This is a genomic window from Streptomyces flavofungini (assembly GCF_014650815.1).
GTDB lineage: Bacteria > Actinomycetota > Actinomycetes > Streptomycetales > Streptomycetaceae > Streptomyces > Streptomyces flavofungini.
Map to the genome: position 1 here is coordinate 687,039 of NZ_BMVR01000004.1, position 19,918 is coordinate 706,956.

At 73.2% G+C, this 19,918-nt stretch carries 16 protein-coding genes and 1 pseudogene; 10 read left to right on the forward strand and 7 right to left on the reverse strand.

From position 1 onward, the window contains the following. Positions 1-5 precede the first annotated feature (5 nt). The 5 genes from IE274_RS13260 to IE274_RS13280 all read left to right on the forward strand — a co-directional run bounded on the left by IE274_RS13260 (position 6) and on the right by IE274_RS13280 (position 4,430). Complete coding sequence (locus IE274_RS13260; protein ID WP_190115856.1) at positions 6-902, forward strand: beta-keto acid cleavage family enzyme; 897 nt, start codon at positions 6-8, stop codon at positions 900-902. A gap of 20 nt (positions 903-922) precedes the next feature. Next, positions 923-1,900 (forward strand): 3-hydroxyacyl-CoA dehydrogenase NAD-binding domain-containing protein, encoded by a 978-nt coding sequence (locus IE274_RS13265; RefSeq protein WP_190115857.1) that lies wholly within the window; start codon positions 923-925, stop codon positions 1,898-1,900. Further along, positions 1,897-2,400, forward strand: coding sequence for a thioesterase family protein (locus IE274_RS13270; RefSeq protein WP_190115858.1), 504 nt, complete (start codon positions 1,897-1,899; stop codon positions 2,398-2,400). The genes IE274_RS13265 and IE274_RS13270 overlap by 4 nt, the downstream gene beginning before the upstream one ends. 170 nt (positions 2,401-2,570) lie before the next feature. Further along, positions 2,571-3,911, forward strand: coding sequence for a 6-phospho-beta-glucosidase (locus IE274_RS13275; protein ID WP_190115859.1), 1,341 nt, complete (start codon positions 2,571-2,573; stop codon positions 3,909-3,911). A gap of 111 nt (positions 3,912-4,022) precedes the next feature. Further along, on the forward strand, positions 4,023-4,430 hold the full coding sequence (locus IE274_RS13280; RefSeq protein WP_190115939.1) for a (2Fe-2S) ferredoxin domain-containing protein: 408 nt from the start codon (positions 4,023-4,025) through the stop codon (positions 4,428-4,430). Here the strand turns inward: IE274_RS13280 and IE274_RS13285 are convergent. From IE274_RS13285 to IE274_RS13295, 3 genes are read right to left on the reverse strand one after another with little or no spacing between them, the layout of a single operon-like run. Beyond that, complete coding sequence (locus tag IE274_RS13285; RefSeq protein WP_190115860.1) at positions 4,427-4,930, reverse strand: FBP domain-containing protein; 504 nt, start codon at positions 4,928-4,930, stop codon at positions 4,427-4,429. The genes IE274_RS13280 and IE274_RS13285 overlap by 4 nt on opposite strands. Positions 4,931-4,943: 13 nt before the next feature. Further along, entirely contained in the window at positions 4,944-5,723 is a 780-nt protein-coding gene (locus tag IE274_RS13290) for a GNAT family N-acetyltransferase (RefSeq protein WP_190115940.1), read from the reverse strand. Positions 5,724-5,737: 14 nt separating this feature from the next. After that, positions 5,738-6,658 carry a quinone oxidoreductase family protein gene (locus tag IE274_RS13295; RefSeq protein ID WP_190115861.1) on the reverse strand — a complete coding sequence of 307 codons (921 nt, stop codon included), beginning with the start codon at positions 6,656-6,658 and terminating at the stop codon, positions 5,738-5,740. Between the two features lie 274 nt (positions 6,659-6,932). On the opposite strand from IE274_RS13295, the gene IE274_RS13300 reads away from it, so the two are divergent. From IE274_RS13300 to IE274_RS13310, 3 genes and pseudogenes are all read left to right on the forward strand, one after another. Beyond that, positions 6,933-8,990, forward strand: coding sequence for a phosphocholine-specific phospholipase C (locus tag IE274_RS13300; RefSeq protein WP_190115862.1), 2,058 nt, complete (start codon positions 6,933-6,935; stop codon positions 8,988-8,990). A 149-nt stretch (positions 8,991-9,139) separates the two neighbouring features. Continuing rightward, the gene (gene valS, locus IE274_RS13305; protein WP_190115863.1) at positions 9,140-11,731 is read left to right on the forward strand and encodes a valine--tRNA ligase; all 2,592 of its coding nucleotides are present in this window, start codon (positions 9,140-9,142) and stop codon (positions 11,729-11,731) included. A gap of 123 nt (positions 11,732-11,854) precedes the next feature. Next, a pseudogene (locus IE274_RS13310) lies at positions 11,855-12,751 on the forward strand (LURP-one-related family protein). A gap of 190 nt (positions 12,752-12,941) precedes the next feature. On the opposite strand, the gene IE274_RS13315 reads toward IE274_RS13310, so the two are convergent. Together IE274_RS13315 and IE274_RS13320 are read right to left on the reverse strand one after the other, a co-directional pair. After that, positions 12,942-13,937 carry a DMT family transporter gene (locus IE274_RS13315; RefSeq protein ID WP_190115864.1) on the reverse strand — a complete coding sequence of 332 codons (996 nt, stop codon included), beginning with the start codon at positions 13,935-13,937 and terminating at the stop codon, positions 12,942-12,944. Next, a complete protein-coding gene (locus IE274_RS13320; RefSeq protein ID WP_190115865.1) occupies positions 13,934-14,815 on the reverse strand; it encodes a phosphatase PAP2 family protein in 882 nt (293 codons plus the stop codon). Before IE274_RS13320 ends, IE274_RS13315 begins: the two co-directional genes overlap by 4 nt. Positions 14,816-14,986: 171 nt before the next feature. Between IE274_RS13320 and IE274_RS13325 the strand changes: the two genes are divergently transcribed. Then, positions 14,987-15,652 carry a TetR/AcrR family transcriptional regulator gene (locus tag IE274_RS13325; RefSeq protein ID WP_190115866.1) on the forward strand — a complete coding sequence of 222 codons (666 nt, stop codon included), beginning with the start codon at positions 14,987-14,989 and terminating at the stop codon, positions 15,650-15,652. A gap of 151 nt (positions 15,653-15,803) precedes the next feature. Here the strand turns inward: IE274_RS13325 and IE274_RS13330 are convergent, their stop codons facing one another. Continuing rightward, positions 15,804-16,736, reverse strand: coding sequence for a DUF2510 domain-containing protein (locus IE274_RS13330; RefSeq protein WP_190115867.1), 933 nt, complete (start codon positions 16,734-16,736; stop codon positions 15,804-15,806). Between the two features lie 158 nt (positions 16,737-16,894). Further along, positions 16,895-18,076 carry an anhydro-N-acetylmuramic acid kinase gene (locus tag IE274_RS13335; protein ID WP_190115868.1) on the reverse strand — a complete coding sequence of 394 codons (1,182 nt, stop codon included), beginning with the start codon at positions 18,074-18,076 and terminating at the stop codon, positions 16,895-16,897. Between the two features lie 430 nt (positions 18,077-18,506). Here IE274_RS13335 and IE274_RS13340 point away from each other — a divergent pair, with 430 nt between their 5' ends. Next, entirely contained in the window at positions 18,507-19,853 is a 1,347-nt protein-coding gene (locus IE274_RS13340; RefSeq protein ID WP_229909500.1) for an MFS transporter, read from the forward strand. The last annotated feature ends 65 nt before the right edge of the window (positions 19,854-19,918 follow it).

Genomic DNA, 19,918 nt, shown 5'->3' on the forward strand with positions numbered 1-19,918 from the left:
CCGGCATGCCCGTGAACGACAACGTCATCATCACCTGTGCCCTCACCGGCGCCGGCGACACCGTCCGCAAGAGCCCGCACGTGCCCGTCACACCCGAGCAGATAGCCCGGGACGCCGTCCGGGCCGCCGAGGCCGGGGCCGCCGTCGTGCACATCCACGTCCGCGACCCCGGGACCGGCGCCCCGTCCCGCGACCCCCGGCTCTACCGCGAGGTCGTCGAGCGCGTGAAGGAGACCGGCACCGACGTCGTCATCAACTTGACGGCGGGCATGGGCGGGGACCTGGTGATCGACCCGGACCAGCCGCTGACGGAGCTCGGCGAACTGCCCGGCACCGACCTCGTCGGCGGCCTCGACCGCCTCCCGCACGTCGAGGACCTGCTGCCCGACATCTGCACCCTCGACTGCGGCTCCCTCAACTTCGGCGACAACCTCTACATCTCCACGCCCGACATGCTCCGCCAGGGCGCCAAGCGCATCCAGGAGCTGGGCGTACGGCCCGAGTTGGAGATCTTCGACACCGGGCAGCTGTGGTTCGCCAAGCAGCTCCTCGCGGAGGGCCTCCTCGACAACCCCACCGTCTTCCAGCTCTGCATGGGCATCCCGTGGGGCGCCCCCGCCGACCCGGGCGTCCTCCAGTCCATGGTCAACATGCTCCCCGAAGGCGCCCAGTGGGCCAGCTTCGCGCTCGGCCGCATGCAGATGCCGTGGGTCGCGCAGTCCATCCTGCTCGGTGGCCAGGTCCGCGTGGGTCTTGAGGACAACTTGTACCTGGGCAAGGGCAACAAGGCCACCAACGCGGAGCTCGTCGAGCGCGCCGTCCAGATCACCGAGAACCTCGGGTCGCGCGTCGCCACCCCGGACGAGGCCCGCACGAAGCTCGGCCTCAAGCCCCGCACCTGATCTCCACGGAGGACCGCACCATGACCGTGACCACCCCTGAAGAAGTCCGCCGTGTCGCCTGCGTCGGTGCCGGAGTCATCGGCGGCGGCTGGGTAGCCCACTTCCTGGCCCGTGGCTATGACGTCACCGCCTGGGATCCCGCGCCCGACGCCGAGCAGCGGCTGCGGCGGCTCGTCGATGCCGCCTGGCCCGCGCTCACCCGGCTCGGGCTCGCCGAGGGCGCGTCCCGGGACCGGCTGACCGTTGCCGCGACGCTCGAAGAGGCCGTCGCCGACGCGCAGTTCGTGCAGGAGAGCGCGCCCGAGAAGCTGGAGCTGAAGCGCGATCTGCTCGCGCGGCTCGATGCCGCCGCGCCGGCCGGGGCCGTCATCGCCTCGTCGACCTCCGGCTATCCCATGACCGACATGCAGACCACGGCCGCCGACCCCGGCCGCCTCGTCGTCGGGCACCCCTTCAACCCGCCGTACCTGATCCCGCTCGTCGAGGTCGTCGGCGGCGAGCGGACCACCGACGAAGCCGTGGCCTGGGCGTCGCGCTTCTACGAGGTCGCGGGCAAGTCCGTCATCACCATGAAGAGCGAGGTGCCCGGCTTCATCGCCAACCGCCTCCAGGAAGCCCTGTGGCGCGAGGCGCTGCACATGGTCGCCAACGGCGAGGCCACCGTCCAGGAGATCGACGACTCCATCACCGAAGGCCCCGGCCTGCGCTGGGCGTTCATGGGCCCCATGCTCACCTTCGCGCTCGCGGGCGGCGAGGGCGGCATGGCCCATATGCTCGACCACTTCGGGCCGTCCCTGAAGTCCCCGTGGACGCGGCTCGAAGCACCCGAACTCGACAAGGAGCTGTACGACGCGGTGGTCGCCGGGTGCGACGAGGCCGCCGCCGGGCGCACCATCGCCGACCTCGTCGCCGAGCGCGACCAGGGCGTCATCGACGTACTGCGGGCGACGGGCAGACTGCCGCGGCAGACCACCGCCGACACCGAGGGAACCGCATGACCAGGGAGATCGCCCGGCGTCTGCCGCTGTACCGGCAGGTCGTCCCGCCCGAGTGGATCGACTACAACGGCCATATGAGCGAGGGCTATTACTCGCTCGCCTTCGGCTTCGCCACGGATGCCATGATGGACGCGACGGGCCTGCACGCCGCGTACCGCGCGGCCACCGGCTGTTCCCTCTACACGGTCGAGGCCCACCTGCGGTATCTGCGCGACGTCGCCGAAGGCGCCCACCTCGCGGTACGCACCCGGGTGCTCGGTGTGCACGGCAAGAAGGCGCACTTCGCGCATGAGCTGTACGTCGTCGACGGCGCCGCGGCCGATCCGGCGCCGGACGCCGGGCCGGTGGCGACGACGGAGCTGCTGGCCCTGCACGTGGACCAGGAACTGGGGCGTGCGGTGGCGTTCCCGGACGCGGTGCTCGAGCGCTTCGCCGAGTTCGTGGAACCGGCGCCGGAATGGGCGGGCCGCGCGATCGCGGCAGTGGTCGCCGCTAAATAGAGCGTTCGTTCTAGACCGGGGCGGCGTCTGGAGCCGGTCCCGCGCCGGTCTGGTCCAGGGCCCGCTCCGGGCACCTCGTGTTTCGCATGGCATCGTGCGCAGTGGTAGGTGTTCGGAGCGATGTTCAACAGTTCACTGTTCACTGAGACTGCGGGCAAGGTGGTTCAGACGTGAGGCTGGCAATTCTGGGCGGCGGCGGATTCCGGGTGCCCCTCGTGTACCGGGCGCTGCTCGGCGACCGCGCCGAGGGCCGGATCACCGAGGTCGTCCTGCACGACGTGGACGGCGCCCGGGCCGGGGCGATCGCCCGTGTGCTCGCCGACCAGGCCGACGGGGTGCCCGCCGCGCCCGCCGTGCGCGTCACCACCGACCTCGACGACGCGCTGCGCGGCGCCGACTTCGTGTTCTCCGCGATCCGCGTCGGCGGTCTGGAAGGCCGTGCCGCCGACGAGCGGGTGGCGCTCGCCGAAGGGGTGCTCGGACAGGAGACGGTCGGCGCGGGCGGCATCGCGTACGGGCTGCGGACCGTGCCCGTCGCCGTCGACATCGCCCGCCGGGTGCGGCGGCTCGCGCCCGAGGCGTGGGTCATCAACTTCACCAACCCCGCGGGCCTGGTGACCGAGGCGATGGCCCGCCACCTCGGCGACCGCGTCATCGGCATCTGCGACTCGCCCGTGGGCCTCGGCCGCCGGGTGGCGACGCTGCTCGGCGCCGAGCCCGGCCGGGCCTGGCTCGACTATGTGGGCCTCAACCACCTGGGCTGGCTGACCGGCCTGGAGGTCGACGGGCAGGACCTGCTGCCGCGGCTGCTCGGCGACCGGGACCTGCTCGACTCCTTCGAGGAGGGCAAGCTCTTCGGCGCCGACTGGCTCCAGTCGCTCGGCGCGATCCCCAACGAGTACCTGCACTACTACTACTTCAACCGGGAGACCGTCCACGCCTACCGGACGGCCGAGCGGACCCGCGGCGCGTTCCTGCGCGACCAGCAGGCCCGCTTCTACGACGAACTGCGCAACCCCGAGGCCGCCGCCTTCAAGACGTGGGACGCCACCCGCGCCGAGCGCGAGGCGACGTACATGGCGCACAGCCGGGAGGCCGCGGGTGCCGGGGAACGCGCCCCCGAGGACATGGAGTCCGGCGGCTACGAACGGGTCGCCCTCGCCCTGATGCGGGCCATCGCCCGCGACGAACGGGCCACGCTGATCCTCAACGTCCGCAACCGCACGACCCTGCCCGAGCTCGACTCGGACGCGATCATCGAAGTGCCGTGCCTGGTGGACGCGTCCGGCCCGCACCCGGCCGCCGTGTCGCCGCTGCCGGGGCACGCCACGGGCCTGGTGTGCGCGGTCAAGGCGGTCGAGCGCGAGGTGCTCGCCGCGGCGGACAGCGGCTCGCGCGCCACGGCGGTCAAGGCGTTCGCGCTGCACCCGCTGGTCGACTCGGTGTCCGTGGCCCGGCGCCTGGTCGACGGCTACCGGCAGGCGCACCCGGGGCTGGCCTACCTGACGTGATCACCACCCTGGCATGATCATGAAATGACCGCGCCCGAGCCCCGCAGTACGCCCGAGCCCCGCACCGCGCCCGCCGTGCCCCTGCCCGAACCCCGCACCGCCCCCGACGCTGTGTCCCCGGCGGCCCCGACAGTCCCGGCGGCCCCGACAGCCCCACCCGCCACCCGTCCCTGCACGCTCGTCGTGTGCCGGGGCTGCTGCTGCGGCGACCCGGTCAAGCACCCCGGCACGGACCACGTGGGCCAGTTGGCGCGGCTGCGCGCGGCGGCGGACCGTTCCGGGGGCCGGTTCGCGGTGCGCACCAGCGAGTGCCTCGGCCCCTGCGGGCAGGCCAACATCGTGGTCGTCCAGCCCTCCCGCGCGGGCCGCGCGCACGGTGGCCGTCCGGCCTGGGTGGGCTTCGCCCTCGACGACGCCTCTCTCGACGACATCCTCACCTGGGCCGAGGCCGGCGGCCCCGGCCTCGCGGAGCCGCCGGACGCGCTGACGCTGCAACTGGTCGATCCCCGGCAGGTCTAGGCGCGAGCGAGCACCTGGTCCAGGAAGCCGGTGAGGTTGCGCACGGTGCGCTCGTTCTGCTCCTCCGGGGTGAGGCTCTCGTCGAAGCGGCGGGCCAGGGCCGAGGTCTTCTTGCCGCGTACGTAGAGGGAGCAGGCCAGGTCCGCGCAGACGTACAGGCCGACGGAGTTGCCCTGGCGGCCCGCCTCGCCCGCGCGGGGCGCGACGAGCAGCGCGATGCCCGAACCCGCCTGCGGCGTCACGCACACCGAGCAGATGCTGGACTTCAGCATGGAGCGGCGGGCCCCCGTGGAGGCGCGCAGGGCGATGCCGACCAGCTCGTCGCCCCGCTCGGCCACGACATAGCCGCGGTCCGGGGCCTTGGGGTCGCGCCAGCCCAGGAAGTCCAGGTCGGACCAGGGCGTCTCGGCGAAGCCCGCGGGCAGCGTCAGGCGCCGGGCCTCGCCCTTCGAGCAGTTCACGAACGACGCACGGATTTCTTTGTCACCAAGGGCACGCATGGTTCGGAAGGTATCAATCCGAACGCATGGCCGTCTTTTCATTTTTGCCGGTCAGGGCCCTGCGCCCGGCCTCGGATGCCGCTGTTGTCCGTGCCGCGCGGAACGAGATGTTCCGCCGCAGTCGGAACCCCAGCGACTCGTACAGCCGGACCGCCCCCGTGTTGCGCGCCGCCGTGTGCAGGAACGGAATCTCGCCGCGCTCCCTGATGCCGTACGCCACCGCGAGGACCAGGCGGCTCGCGAGGCCGTGACCCCGGTACGCGGGGTCGGTGCAGACCGCGCTGATCTCCGTCCAGCCCGGCGGGTGCAGCCGCTCCCCGGCCATCGCGACCAGGGCGCCCTCGTGACGTATGCCCAGATACGTTCCGAGTTCTATGGTGCGCTCCCGGAACGGGCCCGGCCGCGTGCGCGCCACCAGGTCCAGCATCTCCGGTACGTCTTCGGGCCCGAGCCGCACCGTCCCGGCGTCCGGCGCCGCCGGGATGTCGCCGTCGACGAGCTGCACCCCGGCCACGTCGAACGTCACCTCCCAGCCGGCCGGCACGTCCACCGCGACACCGGGCAGCGGCACCTCGCCGTCCGGTCCCGCGAAGGCGGCAAGGTCCGCCCAGTCCGCCGCGTCCGGCGCGGTGGGCATCCCCAGCCAGGGCGACACGGCGTCCGGATAGCGCGCGACGCGCCCGCGCCGCTCGGCGAAGTGCGCGTGCGGGCCTTCGAGGGAGGCGAGTCCGGGGTTGTCGAGGGGGTGCGGGGTCCCCGCGGCGGCGGGCGACGCCGACGTACCCCGCTCCACCGCCCCCGGCGCCCTCACGCGCCGACCTCGATCACGACCTTGCCCAGCGCGTGCCCGGTCTCGACGGCGCGCAGCGCCTCGCCCGCCCGGTCGAGCGGGTACGTCGCCGTGATGTGCGGCCGGAGCACCCCGGCGGCGGCGAGTTCGGCCACCGCGTCGAGCGTGGCGGCGTCGCGCGCCCGGGCCACGGCGGAGCCGCCCAGCTCGCCCACGATCTGCTTCCCGCCGGCCGTGATCAGCTTCGTGCGGTCGGCCACCACGTCCGCCACGGCCCGCAGATGGTCCCCGCCGACCAGGTCGAAGACGCCGTCGACGCCGTCCGGCGCCGCCGCGCGGATCCGCTCCACCAGGTCCGGTCCTGACGCCACATGGGCCGCGCCCAGCGACTCGACGACGTCCTTCTTGCCCTCGCTCGCGGTGCCGATCACGCGCAGCCCCAGGTGGCGCGCGAGGCGCACCACGTTCCCGCCCACGCCGCCACCGGCGCCCGTGACCAGCAGCGTCGCCCCGGCGGGCAGCGCGAGTTGGCGCACCCCGTCGTAGGCGGTGGCCGCGGCGACCGGCAGTGTCGCGGCCTCCGCGAACGACAGGCCCTCCGGCTGGTGCGCGGCGATCGCCACGGGCAGCAGCGTGTACTCGGCGTACCCGCCGGTGAGCGTGGACCCGAACACCGCGTCCCCCACGGCGAAACCCTCGACGCCAGGACCGGTCCGCGCCACCACGCCCGCGGCCTCGCTGCCGAGCACCTCGGGCAGTGCGGCGGGCGCCTGCCCCGGCCTGCGGTAACCGCCGCGCAGCTTGTAGTCGACGGGGTTGACGCCCGCCGCCCGCACCGCGATCAGCAACTGACCCGGGCCGGGCTCGGGCGGCTCCCGGTCGACGAGGGCCTCCACCTCGGGGCCACCGTGCCGGGTGAATACGTACGCCTTGGCCATCTGTCCCTCGCTCCGCTCCCTGCGCCCCGCGCGCCCCGTGGCGCCCGGCGCATCCCAACGATCACAGATGACAAGGCGGGGCGCCGTGCCCGCATTCCTGGCCGGCGGAGAGTTCACGAGCCCGCAACGCGGAACCACCGACCACTCCGGCACCCGCGGTTGTCCCCGCCGTCACCTCCGCGACACGGCACCGCCCGCCTCTTCCATAAGCCTTGGTGCACTTGACACACTTCACCCGCTCACGTCCCCCCACTTCACGCGAGGTCATATCCCCATGCCTGGACTGAACCGGCGCCGCTTCATGCAACTGGCCGGTGGCACCGCTGCCTTCGCCGCGCTGAACGAGAGCATCGCCCGCGCGGCCTCGCTGCCCGCGAAGCGCCGCACCGGCACCATCGAGGACGTCGAGCACGTCGTGGTGCTCATGCAGGAGAATCGTTCCTTTGACCACTATTTCGGGACGATGAAGGGCGTACGCGGCTTCGGCGACCCGCGCCCGGTGACGCTGCCCAGCGGCAAGCCCGTCTGGCACCAGCAGGGCGGCGGCAAGGAGGTGCTGCCCTTCCACCCGGACGCCGACGACCTCGGCATGCAGTTCATCGCGGGCCTCGACCACGACTGGGCGGGCGGCCACAGCGCCTTCGGCGACGGCAGGTACGACAACTGGATCCCCGCGAAGTCCGAGCGGACCATGGCGTACCTGGAACGGGACGACATCCCGTTCCACTACGCGCTCGCCGACGCCTTCACGGTCTGCGACGACTACCACTGCTCGTTCATGGGAGCCACCGACCCCAACCGCTACTACATGCTGACGGGCCACGTCGGCAACGACGGCAAGGGCGGCGGCCCGGTCCTCGGCAACCAGGAGGCGGGCTACGACTGGACGACGTACGCCGAGCGCCTGGAGCAGGCGGGTGTCTCCTGGAAGGTGTACCAGGACATCGGCGACGGCCTGGACGCGGCCGGGCACTGGGGCTGGATCGACGACGCGTACCGCGGCAACTACGGCGACAACTCGCTGCTGTACTTCAACAAGTACCGCAACGCCAAGGCCGGCGACCCGCTCTACGACAAGGCCCGCACCGGCACCAACGCCAAGGCGGGCGACGGCTACTTCGACATCCTGAGGGCCGACGTGAAGGCGGACCGGCTGCCGCAGGTGTCCTACATCGCCGCGCCCGAGGCGTTCTGCGAGCACCCCAACTGGCCGGTGAACTACGGCGCCTGGTACATCGCGCAGATCCTCGACGCGCTCACCTCCAACCCGGCGGTGTGGGCGAAGACGGCGCTGTTCCTCACGTACGACGAGAACGACGGCTACTTCGACCACGTCGTGCCGCCGTACGTCCCCTCCTCGGCGAACCAGGGCCTGTCCACGGTCGACACCAAGCTCGACTACTTCCCCGGCAACGCCTCGTACGGCGCCGGGCACTACGGCCTCGGCCAGCGCGTCCCGATGATCGTGGTGTCGCCGTGGAGCACCGGCGGGTTCGTGAACTCCGAGGTCTTCGACCACACGTCGATCATCCGGTTCATGGAGAAGCGCTTCGGCGTCCAGGAGCCCAACATCTCGCCGTGGCGCCGCGCGATCTGCGGCGACCTCACCTCCGCCTTCGACTTCGGCGGCAAGGACACCGACCCGGCGGAGCTGCCCGACACCGCCGCCTACGAGCCGCCGGACCACGAGCGCCACCCCGACTACTTCCCCAAGGCGCCCGCCGGCCCGGCGCTGCCCAAGCAGGAGCGCGGCTCCCGGCCCGCGCGTGCGCTGCCGTACGCCCCGCTGGTGGACGGCGCCGCGGACACCGCCGCCGGGAAGTTCACCCTCACCTTCGGCGGCGGCGACGAGGCGGGCGTCTGCTTCCACGTCCGCTCCGGCAACCGCACCGACGGGCCCTGGACGTACACCACGGAGGCGGGCAAGACGATCTCCGACACCTGGAACTCGGCGTACTCCGGCGGCAACAACGACCTGACCGTCTTCGGCCCGAACGGCTTCCTGCGCGCCTTCAAGGGCCCGGCGAAGACGGCGGGCCCCGAGGTCACCGCCCGCCACGACAAGGCGACCGGCAACATCAAGCTGACCCTGACCAACGCGGGCTCCGCCGACTGCAACCTCACGGTGACCAACGCCTACGGCGGCGGCAAGGAGACCTTCAAGGTCAAGCCGGGCGCCACCGTCCAGCACACCGTGGACCTGCGCGGCAGCAAGCGCTGGTACGACCTGACCGTGGTGTCCGACACCTCCACGGGCTTCCTGCGGCGGTTCGCCGGGCACGTGGAGACCGGGCAGGCGGGGGTCAGCGACCCGGCGATCGCCACGGTCTGAGACACGTCGCGGCCTGAGGCACGGCACAGGCCGAGGTACGCCTGCACGCGCCGCGGCCGCTGTCCCGGGGTTTCCGGCCCCGGGACAGCGGCTGCGCCGCGAGAAAATGGGGGAACGCCGTGTCCGGCGCGGCGTTAGCATGCGGGAGCATGACGGACACCCCTCGCCCGCAGGGCACCCCGGACAAGCCCGTCCTCGACGGTCTCGAGGACAAGTGGTCCAGGCGATGGGACGAGTCCGGCGTATACGCCTTCGACGCCGACCGGGCGCACACGGCACCGCGCGAAGACCTGTTCTCCATCGACACCCCGCCGCCCACGGTCAGCGGCTCCCTGCACGTCGGGCACGTCTTCTCGTACACGCACACCGACACCGTCGCCCGCTACCAGCGCATGCGCGGCCGGAACGTCTTCTACCCCATGGGCTGGGACGACAACGGCCTGCCCACCGAGCGCCGCGTGCAGCACCACTACGGCGTCCGCTGCGACCCCGCCCTCCCGTACGACCCGGACTTCACCCCGCCCGCACGGCCCGGCAAGCGCCAGCTCCCCGTCTCCCGGGAGAACTTCATCGAGCTGTGCGAGCGGCTCACCGCGGCGGACGAGCAGGCATTCGAGGACCTGTGGCGCCGCCTCGGCCTGTCCGTCGACTGGTCGCGCACCTACCGGACCATCGGCGCCGAGGCGCGCGCCACCTCGCAGCGGGCGTTCCTCGCCGACCTCGCGCGCGGCGACGCGTACCTCGCGGAGGCGCCCACCCTGTGGGACGTCACGTTCCGCACAGCGGTCGCCCAGGCCGAACTGGAGGACCGGGAGCGGCCCGGCGCGTACCACCGGCTCGGATTCCGCGCCGCCGACGGCCGCACCGTCCCGATCGAGACGACCCGCCCCGAACTGCTCCCCGCGTGCGTCGCCCTTGTCACGCACCCCGACGACAAGCGCCACCGCGACCTCGTCGGCACGACCGTCCGCACTCCGCTCTTCGGCGTGGACGTCCCCGTCCTCGCGCACCACCTCGCGGCGCCCGACAAGGGCACGGGCCTCGCGATGGTCTGCACGTTCGGCGACACCACGGACGTCGTCTGGTGGCGGGAACTGCGCCTGGACACGCGGCCGGTGATCGGCTGGGACGGGCGCTTCCGCGCTCAGCCGCCGAGCGGCGTCGACGCGCCGGACGCCGTGGCCGCGTACGCGGAACTGGCGGGCGCCACCGCCCACACCGCGCGCGAACGGATCGTCGCCCTGCTGCGCGAGCGCGGCGAGCTGCACGGCGAACCCCGGCCGGTCACGCACGCGGTGAAGTTCTACGAGAAGGGCGACAAGCCCCTGGAGATCGTCACCACCCGTCAGTGGTACGTGCGCAACGGCGGCCGCGACGAGGGGCGCAGGTCCGAACTCCGCGGGCGGGGGCGGGAGCTGGTCTGGCACCCGCCGCACATGCGCGTGCGCTACGACCACTGGGTGGACGGCCTCAACGGCGACTGGCTGATCAGCCGGCAGCGCTTCTTCGGAGTCCCCGTCCCGCTCTGGTATCCCCTGGACGGCGACGGCACGCCCGACCACACCCGTCCGATCGTCCCCGACGCGGCCACACTGCCCGTCGACCCGAGCGCGCAGACGCCACCCGGCTACGACGCGTCCCAGCGCGGCAAGCCGCACGGCTTCACCGGCGACCCGGACGTCATGGACACCTGGGCCACCTCGTCGCTCACGCCGCAGATCGCCGGGCGGCAGCTCGCGGACCCGGAGCTGTTCGCCCGCGTCTTCCCGATGGACCTGCGCCCGCAGGCCCACGAGATCATCCGCACCTGGCTGTTCGCCACGGTCCTGCGCGCCCACACCGGTCACGGCACGCTGCCCTGGCGGCACGCGGCGATCTCCGGGTGGATCCTCGACCCCGACCGCAAGAAGATGTCGAAGTCCAAGGGCAACGCCGTCACCCCCGACGACCTGCTCCGCACCCATGGCGCGGACGCGGTCCGGCACTGGGCGGCGAGCGGACGGCCCGGCACCGACACGGCCTTCGACACCGGCCGGATGAAGATCGGCCGCCGCCTCGCGACGAAGCTCCTGAACGTCGGGAAGTTCGTCCTCGGCTTCGAGGCGACGGGCGCGGCCGTGACCGAACCGCTGGACCGGGCGCTGCTCGCCGACCTCGCCGCCACCGTCGACGAGGCGACGGCCGCCTTCGACGACTTCGACTACACCCGGGCGCTGAATTGCGCGGAGACGTTCTTCTGGCGCTTCTGCGACGACTACGTGGAGCTGGTCAAGGCCCGCGCGTACGGCGACCGCGGCGACCCGGCCGCCCGCGACTCCGCCCGCGAGACCCTGCGGACCACCCTGGACACGGCCCTTCGGCTGTTCGCGCCGATCCTGCCGTTCGTCACCGAGGAGGTCTGGTCCTGGTACGCGCCGGGGTCGGTCCACCGGGCGGCGTGGCCGTCGGCGGAGGGGGTGCTCGCGCGGGCGCGCGGCGGTGCGGGGCCCGGCCGGGCGGAGGGCGGTCCGGACGGGAGCGTGCTCGCGACGGCCGCCGCCGTCATCGCCGGGGTGCGCAAGGCCAAGTCCCTCGCGAGGCTCTCGATGCGGGCCGAGATCGGGACGGTCGTCGTACGCGCGCCGCGGGCCGACCTCGACCGGTTCGCCCTCGCCGCGGCGGACGTCCGGGCGGCGGGACGCGTCGGCGAGGTGGTCCTCGAAGTGGGGGAGGGGGCGCTGGTGGTGGAGGTCCGGAAGTAGCTCCGGCGCCGTCGTGGTGCGGGCTCCGGTGGCGGTTGCGGAACGGCGACCACCGCTCCGGCCTGCGGAAAGTCCACTCCTGGGGCTGGCGGTGGCCGGGGTGGTTCGGGGTAGTGTGCCCGGGTGACAACGCATTCGAACACTCCTGCAGGCTGGTACCCGGACCCCCAGGGCGCCTCCCAGCTCCTCCGCTGGTGGGACGGCGCCCAGTGGACCGACCACACCAACCAGAACCCGCAGGCGGCGACGGCCCAGGCGGGCGCGCAGGGCCAGCAGGTCCCGCAGTAGCCTGGCCAGGCGGCCCAGTTCACCAAGGACCAGGCCCACTTCCAGGCCCAGGCCGCGCCCGTCGCCGACCCGGCCAAGGTCCAGCGCCAGGTGCAGCAGCAGGCGGGCGTGACCCCCTCGTCCCAAGGCGGCGGCACCCTGTTCAGCGAGCCGGTCCTGGTGGTGAACCAGAAGGCCAAGCTGATCGAGCTGACGAACGAGTACAGCGTCATGGACCAGTCGGGCAACCAACTCGGCTCCGTGGTCCAGGTGGGCCAGAGCACGCTCAAGAAGGTCGCCCGCTTCGTCTCCAGCGTCGACCAGTTCATGACGCACAAGCTGGAGATCCGCGACGCCTACGGCACGCCGCAGCTCCTCATGACCCGGCCGCGGAAGTTCATGAAGTCGCGGGTCGTCGTCGAGCGCCCCGACGGGCAGCCGGTCGGCGAGATCGTCCAGCAGAACGTCATCGGCAAGATCAACTTCGCGATGCTGGTGAACGGCCAGCAGGTCGGCGCGATCAAGGCGGAGAACTGGCGCGCCTGGAACTTCTCGATCGTCGACCAGTCGGACAACGAGGTCGCCCGGATCACGAAGACCTGGGAAGGCCTCGCCAAGACGATGTTCACGACCGCGGACAACTACGTCCTGCAGATCCACTTCCAGCTCCCGGACCCGCTCCTGAGCCTGGTCGTGGCCACGGCCCTGACCGTCGACACGGCCCTGAAGCAGGACTCGCGCGGCCTCGGCTAGCCGGGCTCGTCGGCCTCCGGGTCCGACGGGTACGCGCACGACACGGTACGTACGACAGCGACCGCCCCCCCGCGACGAGGGGCCCCGGGCAAGGGGGCCGCTCGGCGCGGGGGCGGTCGCTGTCCTGCGTGCCCGGCTCGGGAGACGGTGGCCGCGGCCACATCCTCGTCCTCGTAACCGCGTGCTCGTCCTAGGTCCGGAGCGGAGTCGCCGGTTCGGGCTGGAGGGGGATGGAGGGCAGGAAGTCCGCTGTCGGGTCCGGCGCGGGGAAGGGTGCGGGGACGGGCTCCGGCGCGGGGGCGGCTGCTGGTTCGGGGGCGGCTGCCGGTCTGGGGGCTTGTTCCGGCACGCGCGCGGTGGCGGTCCCCGCGGTGCGGGTGAGCACCACCACCCCGTACGCGGCGATCAGCGCCCCGAGAGCGGCGAGGAGCACCCCGCCCGCACCGCCCCGCAGCCGCTCGCCGAGCAGGGCGACACCGATGGCCGCCGCGGCGACGGGGTTGGCCAGCGTCACGACGGCGAGGGGCGCCCCGAGGCCGCCCCGGTACGCCGTCTGCGAGAGCAGCAGCCCGCCCACCGCGAACGCCGCGACGAGCAGCGCCACCACCACGACGTGTGCGTCGAGCACCGGGCCCGAGCGGTCCGTCGCCGCGACCGTCACGGTCTGGGTGAGCGCGGACGCGACGCCCGACGCGAACCCGGACGCCGTCGCGTGCCGCAGGCCGGGGCGGGTGCCGGGCCGGGAGAGCAGGCCGACGACAGCCATCGTCACACCGGCGACCGCGACGGCCTCCGGCAGCGACAGCGTGTCCTCGGGCTCCGGCCCCGACGCGGTGAGCAGCAGGACCCCCAGGCCGATCAGGGTCAGGCCCGTGCCGCGCCACTCCAGGGGGGAGACTCGCCGCCCGGCCAGGCGCGCGCCCAGCGGCACCGCGGCCACCAGCGTGAGCGCGCCGAGCGGCTGCACGAGGGTGAGCGGTCCGAACTTCAGCGCCGCGACGTGCAGCAGCGCCGCCGACGCGTTCAGACCGACCGACGCCCACCACGCGCCGCTGCCCAACAGCCGCCCGACCCGGCCGCCCGTCTCGGCCAGGCGCGCGGCCAGGCGCTGCTGGGCGACGGCGGCGGTGGCGTACGCGGCGGCGGAGACGAGGGAGAGGAGGACGGCGAGCAGGGTGGCGCTCATCGGTCGGCTCCGGAGGCGGGCGCGACCAGCTCACGGGCGGGCGGTGCGGGCACCGAGGCCGATGCCGGGGCCGGGGTGGGCGTCGATGCGGGCGTCGCGGCCGGGGCGGACCGGCGCACGATCCGCGACCCGGCCGGACGCGGCAGCCGGATCACCGCCAGCGCGATGCCCAGCAGCGCGGCCGCAGCGAGCGCGTCGAGCCAGTAGTGATTCGCCGTGCCGACGATCACGAGCAGAGTGACCAGCGGGTGCAGCAGCCACAGCCAGCGCCACCGGGAGCTGGTCGCGACGATCAGGCCGACGGCCACCATCAGCGCCCACCCGAAGTGCAGCGACGGCATGGCGGCGAACTGGTTGGCCATCGAGTCGGTCGCGGGCTCGGCGGCGTACACCGAAGGCCCGTACTTCTGTGCCGTGTCCACGAGGTGCGCCGCGTCCAGCAGGCGCGGCGGCGCGAGCGGCAGGAGGAGGTGCAGCGCGAGCGCGGCGGCGGTGAGCGCGGCGAGGATCCGCCGGGCCCAGACATAGTGCCGGGGGCGGCGCACGTACAGCCACACCAGGAAGAGCAGTGTCGCCGGGAAGTGCACGGTCGCGTAGTACGTGTTCGCGACGTGGACGAGGCCCTCGCCGCTCAGCAGGGCGTCCTGGACGGAGCCCTCGCCCGGCAGGCGCAGGAAGCGCTCGGCGTCCCACACGCGGTGGGCGTTGCGGAACGCCTCGCCGGTATGGCCGTTGGCGAGCTGTCTGCCGAATTTGTAGACGAGGAAGAGTCCGACGACGAGGAGCAGCTCGCGTGCGAGCGGCGGCCGGGCAGGGGTGTCCGGTCGCCCGGAGGGTATCTCCGGCTCCTGTTCCGCAGGCTCGGTGCGGGAATCCATCCGCCGGCCCCTTTGCATGACGACGACTGGGTGGTGCGGTGATGAGCGAGTCCCTGTCGTTCCACTCATCGATACGCCAGTGTACCGAAACGGAAGCGTACCGGTACACTGGCGTATCGGAAGGGTCCGCGACAGCGAGCCGAGCGGGCCGCCGCACCGAGGAGACGAGAGATGACGCCGCGGGAACGGGTTGAGGAGCACCTCTGCGAGCAGGTCGCGATGTCGCGCCGCTCCAAGATCACTCCCGAGCGCGAGCAGGAGTTCTACGAAGCGGTCCTCGACCAGCTCCGCGAGTGCGGCTATGAGGCCGTGACCATGGAGGGCGTCGCCGCCCGTACGCGCTGCAGCAAGTCCACGCTCTACCGGCAGTGGAAGACCAAGCCCCAGTTCGTGGCCGCCGCGCTGCGCGCCAACCGCTGCGTGCGCTTCGCGGGCATCGACACCGGCTCGCTCGCCGGGGACCTGCGCGCGGCGGCGCGCGCCGCCGCCACCTGGGCCGATCGCGACACCATGATCGTGCAGGCGCTCAGCCACGCGGTCCTGCAGGACGAGGACCTGCGGCACGCGCTGCGCGAGGCGCTGGTGGAGCCGGAGGTGGAGGCCGTCGACGGCTTCGTCCGGCGGGCCGTGGAGCGCGGGGAGATCGCCGCGGGCCACCCGGCGGCGGAGTTCGTGACGGTCCAGCTCTTCGGCGTGCTGCGGGCCCGCCCGCTCGTGGACGGCGCGGACGCGGACGAGGACTACCTGGGGCGGTTCGTGGAGGCGGTGCTGCTGCCGGTCCTCGGGCTGAGCGAGGGCCCTGGCCGCCCGGCCGCGGGGGAGACCCCGGCCACCTGAACGTGGGCCCGGTCCGCAGGATGACCGGACGGGCCCGCAGGGCGCCGCACCGTGGGGACGGGGGCGGCGCGACGAGAAGCCGGGCGGACCGATCGTGATCGGTCCGCCCGGCTTCTCGTGTACGACCCCTCGTCCGGCGCCGGGCCGGCCGTCAGACCTGCTGGCCGTTGCCTCCGCCGCCCCCGCCGCGGGACTCCTTGATTCCCTTGGTGATCTGGTCCATGGACGACACCGACGGCGCGTCGTCGGTGTCGTCGATGCCGAAGCGGACCAGCACCATCGTCATGTCGTCGGCGGGCGACTTGAAGGCCAGGGACTGCACATAGCCGTCCGGGCCCTTGCGGTTCACGGCCTTCCAGCGGACCAGATAGCCCTTCTGCCCGGCCACGGTCACCGCCTTCGACTCGAGCTGCTTGTGGGACACCAGCTTGCCGCCGTAGATCTTGCCGCCGTACGACTCCTCGGCGTTCTTCTCGATGTCCGCCTTGGCCGCCGCCTCCGGGGTGGTCTCCCGGATCTTGAAGCTGGCGGCGGGGGCGGAGAAGGCGCCGCCGCGCACGCACACCTTCTGTCCGTCGCCGGGGCACGGGTACTTGCCCTTGGTGACGCCCGCGCCCGCGGCGCCGGACTGGCCCTCCCAGCCGTCCGGGATCGGCATGCTGATGCCGCTCGCGACATCGGCGGCGAACCCCTTCTCGGCCTGCGGGGCGCCGTCGGACGGGCCCGGCGAGGGGGAGCCCTCGGGCTTCTCGGGGCGCTCGCCGTCGCTCTTGCCGGGCTTCGAGGGCCCGGCGGAGGCCGGGGTCTTGGCGTTGTCGTCGCCGTCATCGTCGTCGCCCGCGGTCAGCGCGTACACGCCGCCGACGATGCCCGCGAGCACCACGACGGCGACCCCGACGACCAGGGCCGTGCGCGCCCCGCGCCGCGGCGGCTGCGGGGACTGTTGGGGGAAGACGGGCGAGCCGCCGCCCGGCGCGCGGACGTGGTCCGTCCACATGGTCCCGTCCCACCATCGCTCGGACGGTGGGGCACCTGGTATCTGCCCGGGGTCGGGATACCAGCCCGGGGGAGTCGCTTGCGTCATGGGCGTCAGCGTATGAGCAGTGCGTGAAAGCTGGATGAGAGGGGTCGCGGCGAATTCGGCCAAGTGGGGCCGGGGCGGGGTGCGGTGGTGCGGGTGCGCGGTACCGGGAGCGGTGGTCCGCGCATGCGGTACGAGGAGCGGGGGCGGGGTGCCGAAGCTCAGGTGCCGTCGACGACGAGCCGCGTCGGGGCCTGTACGCCCTCGGCGAGACCCGGCAGGCGCAGCCCCGTGCGCCCCGGAGTGATCGAGCCGAGCACGCTCGGGTGCCGGGCGCCCGTGCTCGCCGCGACGGTGCCGGGCAGGCCGTGCGCCGTCAGGAAGCCGAGGACCGCGAAGGCGTACGCCTCCTTCGCCGCCGACGCGAGCCCCAGCTCGTCGGAGCCGCGCACGGGCACGTCGGGCCCCAACTCGGCCCGCACCATCGCCATCAGCGTGGGATTGCGGATCCCGCCGCCGGACGCGACCACCTCGGTCGCCTTCGCCGAGCGCACCGCGTCGGCGACCGTCACCGCGGTGAGCCGGGTGAGCGTAGCCACGACGTCCTCGGGAGTCAGCGCCTCGTACCCGGCGAGCGCCTGGCGCAGATAGTCCGGGTGGAAGAGCTCCTTGCCGGTCGTCTTCGGGGCGGGCAGCGCGTAGTACGGCTCGGCGAGCAGCCGGGTGAGCAGGCCCTCGTGGACGGTGCCGCGCGCGCCGATCCCGCCGTCCCTGTCGTACGCCAGGCCCCGCTCGCGCCCCTGCGGTGTCAACTCGCGGACCGCCGCGTCGATCAGGGCGTTGGCCGGGCCGGTGTCGAAGGCCGTGCCGTCGGGGGCGGTGATGTTGGCGATGCCGCCGAGGTTCAGGGCGACGGGGGTGCCGGGGCGGCCGCGCAGCCACATCCGGTCCACGAGGCTGACGAGCGGCGCGCCCTGGCCCCCGGCCGCGACGTCGCGCGGCCGGAAGTCGGCGACCACCGGCAGCCCCGTGGCCTCCGCGATCCACGCGGGCTGGCCGATCTGGAGCGTGCCGTGCACCCGCCCCGCCGCCACCCAGTGGAAGACGGTCTGCCCGTGCGAGGCCACCAACTCGGCGCCGCCGCCGCACAGTTCGCGGTCGGCCTCGGTGGCCGCCGCGGCGAAGGCCTGGCCGATGCGGGTGTCCAGGCGGCACACGTCGGCGAGGGTGGTCGGCGCCGGGGGCAGCGCGGCGGCCAGGGCCGCGCGCAGCTCGTCGTCGTACGCGCGGCTGATCAGGCCGAGCGGCGTCAGGCGGAGGCTGTCGCCGTCGAGGGTGAGGTCGACGGCACCGGCGTCGATGGCGTCGTGGGAGGTGCCGGACATCAGGCCGATCACTCGCATGGGTCTCTGTCTCTCACTGGCGGGGTGGGTGCGCCGGGGGTGGCGGCGTGAGGGTGCTCTTCCCCTGGCCGGGGGGTGTTAAAGGTTCCGTGGGGTGGGGCTTGGGTTGGCCGCGCTGCGCGCTCGTCCTCCATCGCAGGACGGGTTTGATGGGGGGCGGGTGGTTTGTTTGGTGCTGGTGCTGGTGCTGGTGCTGGAGCGGTCCGGTCCCGGTCAGAAATGTGTTTCGCAGCGTTCGTCCCATGGCTAGTGTGCCGGGTGCGATCACCGTGAGGAGTCTGGGTATGCCCGGTCGTTCCCGCACGCGTTGACCTTGTCGCCGTGAGGCCTGTCATCGCGTGCTGCCCCTGAACGTGCGGCACAGCGAGCCCTTCCCTGCTTGTTTTCCGTGATCCTTGGGGCGCCCGTGCCGCCGTTCACCTCCTCCGCCGTGTCCGATTCCGCGGACTCTCCTGATTCCCCTGACTCCTCCGGCTCTTCGGGGCCCGGCCTGTGGCGGGACCGCGACTTCCGCCGTCTCTGGCTGGGGCAGACGGCCTCCCAACTCGGCGAACACCTGAGCCTGGTGCTGTTGCCGCTCCTCGCCGTGCTCACCCTGCACGCGGGCCCCGGCGAACTCGGCGTCCTGCGCGCGGTGGGCCAGGCCCCGATCCTGCTGTTCGCGCTGCTCGTCGGCGCGTGGGTGGACCGGTGGCGTACCCGCACGGTGATGGTCCTCGCGGACGCGGGCCGGGCCCTTGCCCTGGGCGGACTGGCCGTGGCCTGCACGCTGGGCGAGGTCGGCCTGCCGGTGCTGCTCGTCGTCGCCTTCGCCGTCGGCACGCTGTCCGTGTTCTTCGACGTGGCCTACCAGTCCTCCCTCGTACGTCTCGTGGCGCGCGACCAACTCGTGCGCGGCAACAGCGCCCTCGAAGGCAGCAGGTCCGCGGCCCAGGTCGGCGGGCCCGCCCTCGGCGGGGCGCTGGTGTCCGTCGTCGCGGCACCCTGGGGAATCGCGTGCGGTGCGGTGTTCTTCGCGGTGTCGTTCGTGTCGATCCGGGGCATCCGCCGCGATGAGGCTCCGCCGGGGGAATCCGTGCCGCAGGAGTCCCTTGCGGAGGAATCTCTCCCGGCGGGATTCCCTCCGGGGCGTGCGGAACGTCGCTCGCGGATCGGGTGGCGGGTCTTCGAAGGGCTGCGTTTCGTCGCCCGCGACGCCGCCCTGCGCACCGTCGGCCTCGCCTCGGCCGCCTTCCAGTTCTCCTTCGCGGCCCTGATGACCGTGTACCTGCTCTTCCTGCCCCGCGAACTGCACCTGTCGGGAACCGCCGTCGGCCTCGCGCTCGCCGCGGTCGGGCCGGGCGCGCTCGCCGGCTCGCTGCTCGCCGCCCGCCTTCCGCGCCGGTTCGGGCACGGCCCGGTGCTCGTGGCCGCGGCGGCGCTCGGCGACGGCGTGCTGCTGTGCGTGCCCGCGCTGCACGGCCCCGCCCCGGTGACGGTCCCCGTGCTCCTCGCGGCCAACTTCGTGTTCGGGGCCTTCGGCCAGTTGGTGAACGTCACGGTGATGGCCGTCCGGCAGGCCCTCACCCCGGACGGGATGCAGGGCCGCGTGACGGCGACGATCACCTTCGTCGGCATGGGCCTCACGCCGCTGGGCTCACTGCTCGGCGGCTGGCTGGCGGAGACGTACGGGCTGCGTGTCGGGCTTCTGGCGGCCGCCTGCGGCATGCTCCTTTCGCCGGTGCTGATGGCTCTGTCGCCGTTGGCGCGGTTGGGGCGGACGCTCTCCGGGGGGTGAGGTTCCGGGTACGGGGCGGACGCTTCGGGGGAGCGGGGTTCCGGGTACGAGGCCGACGCTTGCGG

Excerpts from the sequence above, each read along its gene's own strand:
- IE274_RS13330 (WP_190115867.1), bottom strand. The coding sequence starts at position 16,736 with ATGACGCAAGCGACTCCCCCGGGCTGGTATCCCGACCCCGGGCAGATA.
- IE274_RS13335 (WP_190115868.1), bottom strand. The coding sequence starts at position 18,076 with ATGCGAGTGATCGGCCTGATGTCCGGCACCTCCCACGACGCCATCGAC.
- IE274_RS13320 (WP_190115865.1), bottom strand. The coding sequence starts at position 14,815 with ATGGATTCCCGCACCGAGCCTGCGGAACAGGAGCCGGAGATACCCTCC.
- IE274_RS13325 (WP_190115866.1), top strand. The coding sequence starts at position 14,987 with ATGACGCCGCGGGAACGGGTTGAGGAGCACCTCTGCGAGCAGGTCGCG.
- IE274_RS13270 (WP_190115858.1), top strand. The coding sequence starts at position 1,897 with ATGACCAGGGAGATCGCCCGGCGTCTGCCGCTGTACCGGCAGGTCGTC.
- IE274_RS13265 (WP_190115857.1), top strand. The coding sequence starts at position 923 with ATGACCGTGACCACCCCTGAAGAAGTCCGCCGTGTCGCCTGCGTCGGT.
- valS (WP_190115863.1), top strand. The coding sequence starts at position 9,140 with ATGACGGACACCCCTCGCCCGCAGGGCACCCCGGACAAGCCCGTCCTC.
- IE274_RS13300 (WP_190115862.1), top strand. The coding sequence starts at position 6,933 with ATGCCTGGACTGAACCGGCGCCGCTTCATGCAACTGGCCGGTGGCACC.
- IE274_RS13285 (WP_190115860.1), bottom strand. The coding sequence starts at position 4,930 with ATGCGTGCCCTTGGTGACAAAGAAATCCGTGCGTCGTTCGTGAACTGC.
- IE274_RS13260 (WP_190115856.1), top strand. The coding sequence starts at position 6 with ATGCCCGTGAACGACAACGTCATCATCACCTGTGCCCTCACCGGCGCC.
- IE274_RS13295 (WP_190115861.1), bottom strand. The coding sequence starts at position 6,658 with ATGGCCAAGGCGTACGTATTCACCCGGCACGGTGGCCCCGAGGTGGAG.
- IE274_RS13315 (WP_190115864.1), bottom strand. The coding sequence starts at position 13,937 with ATGAGCGCCACCCTGCTCGCCGTCCTCCTCTCCCTCGTCTCCGCCGCC.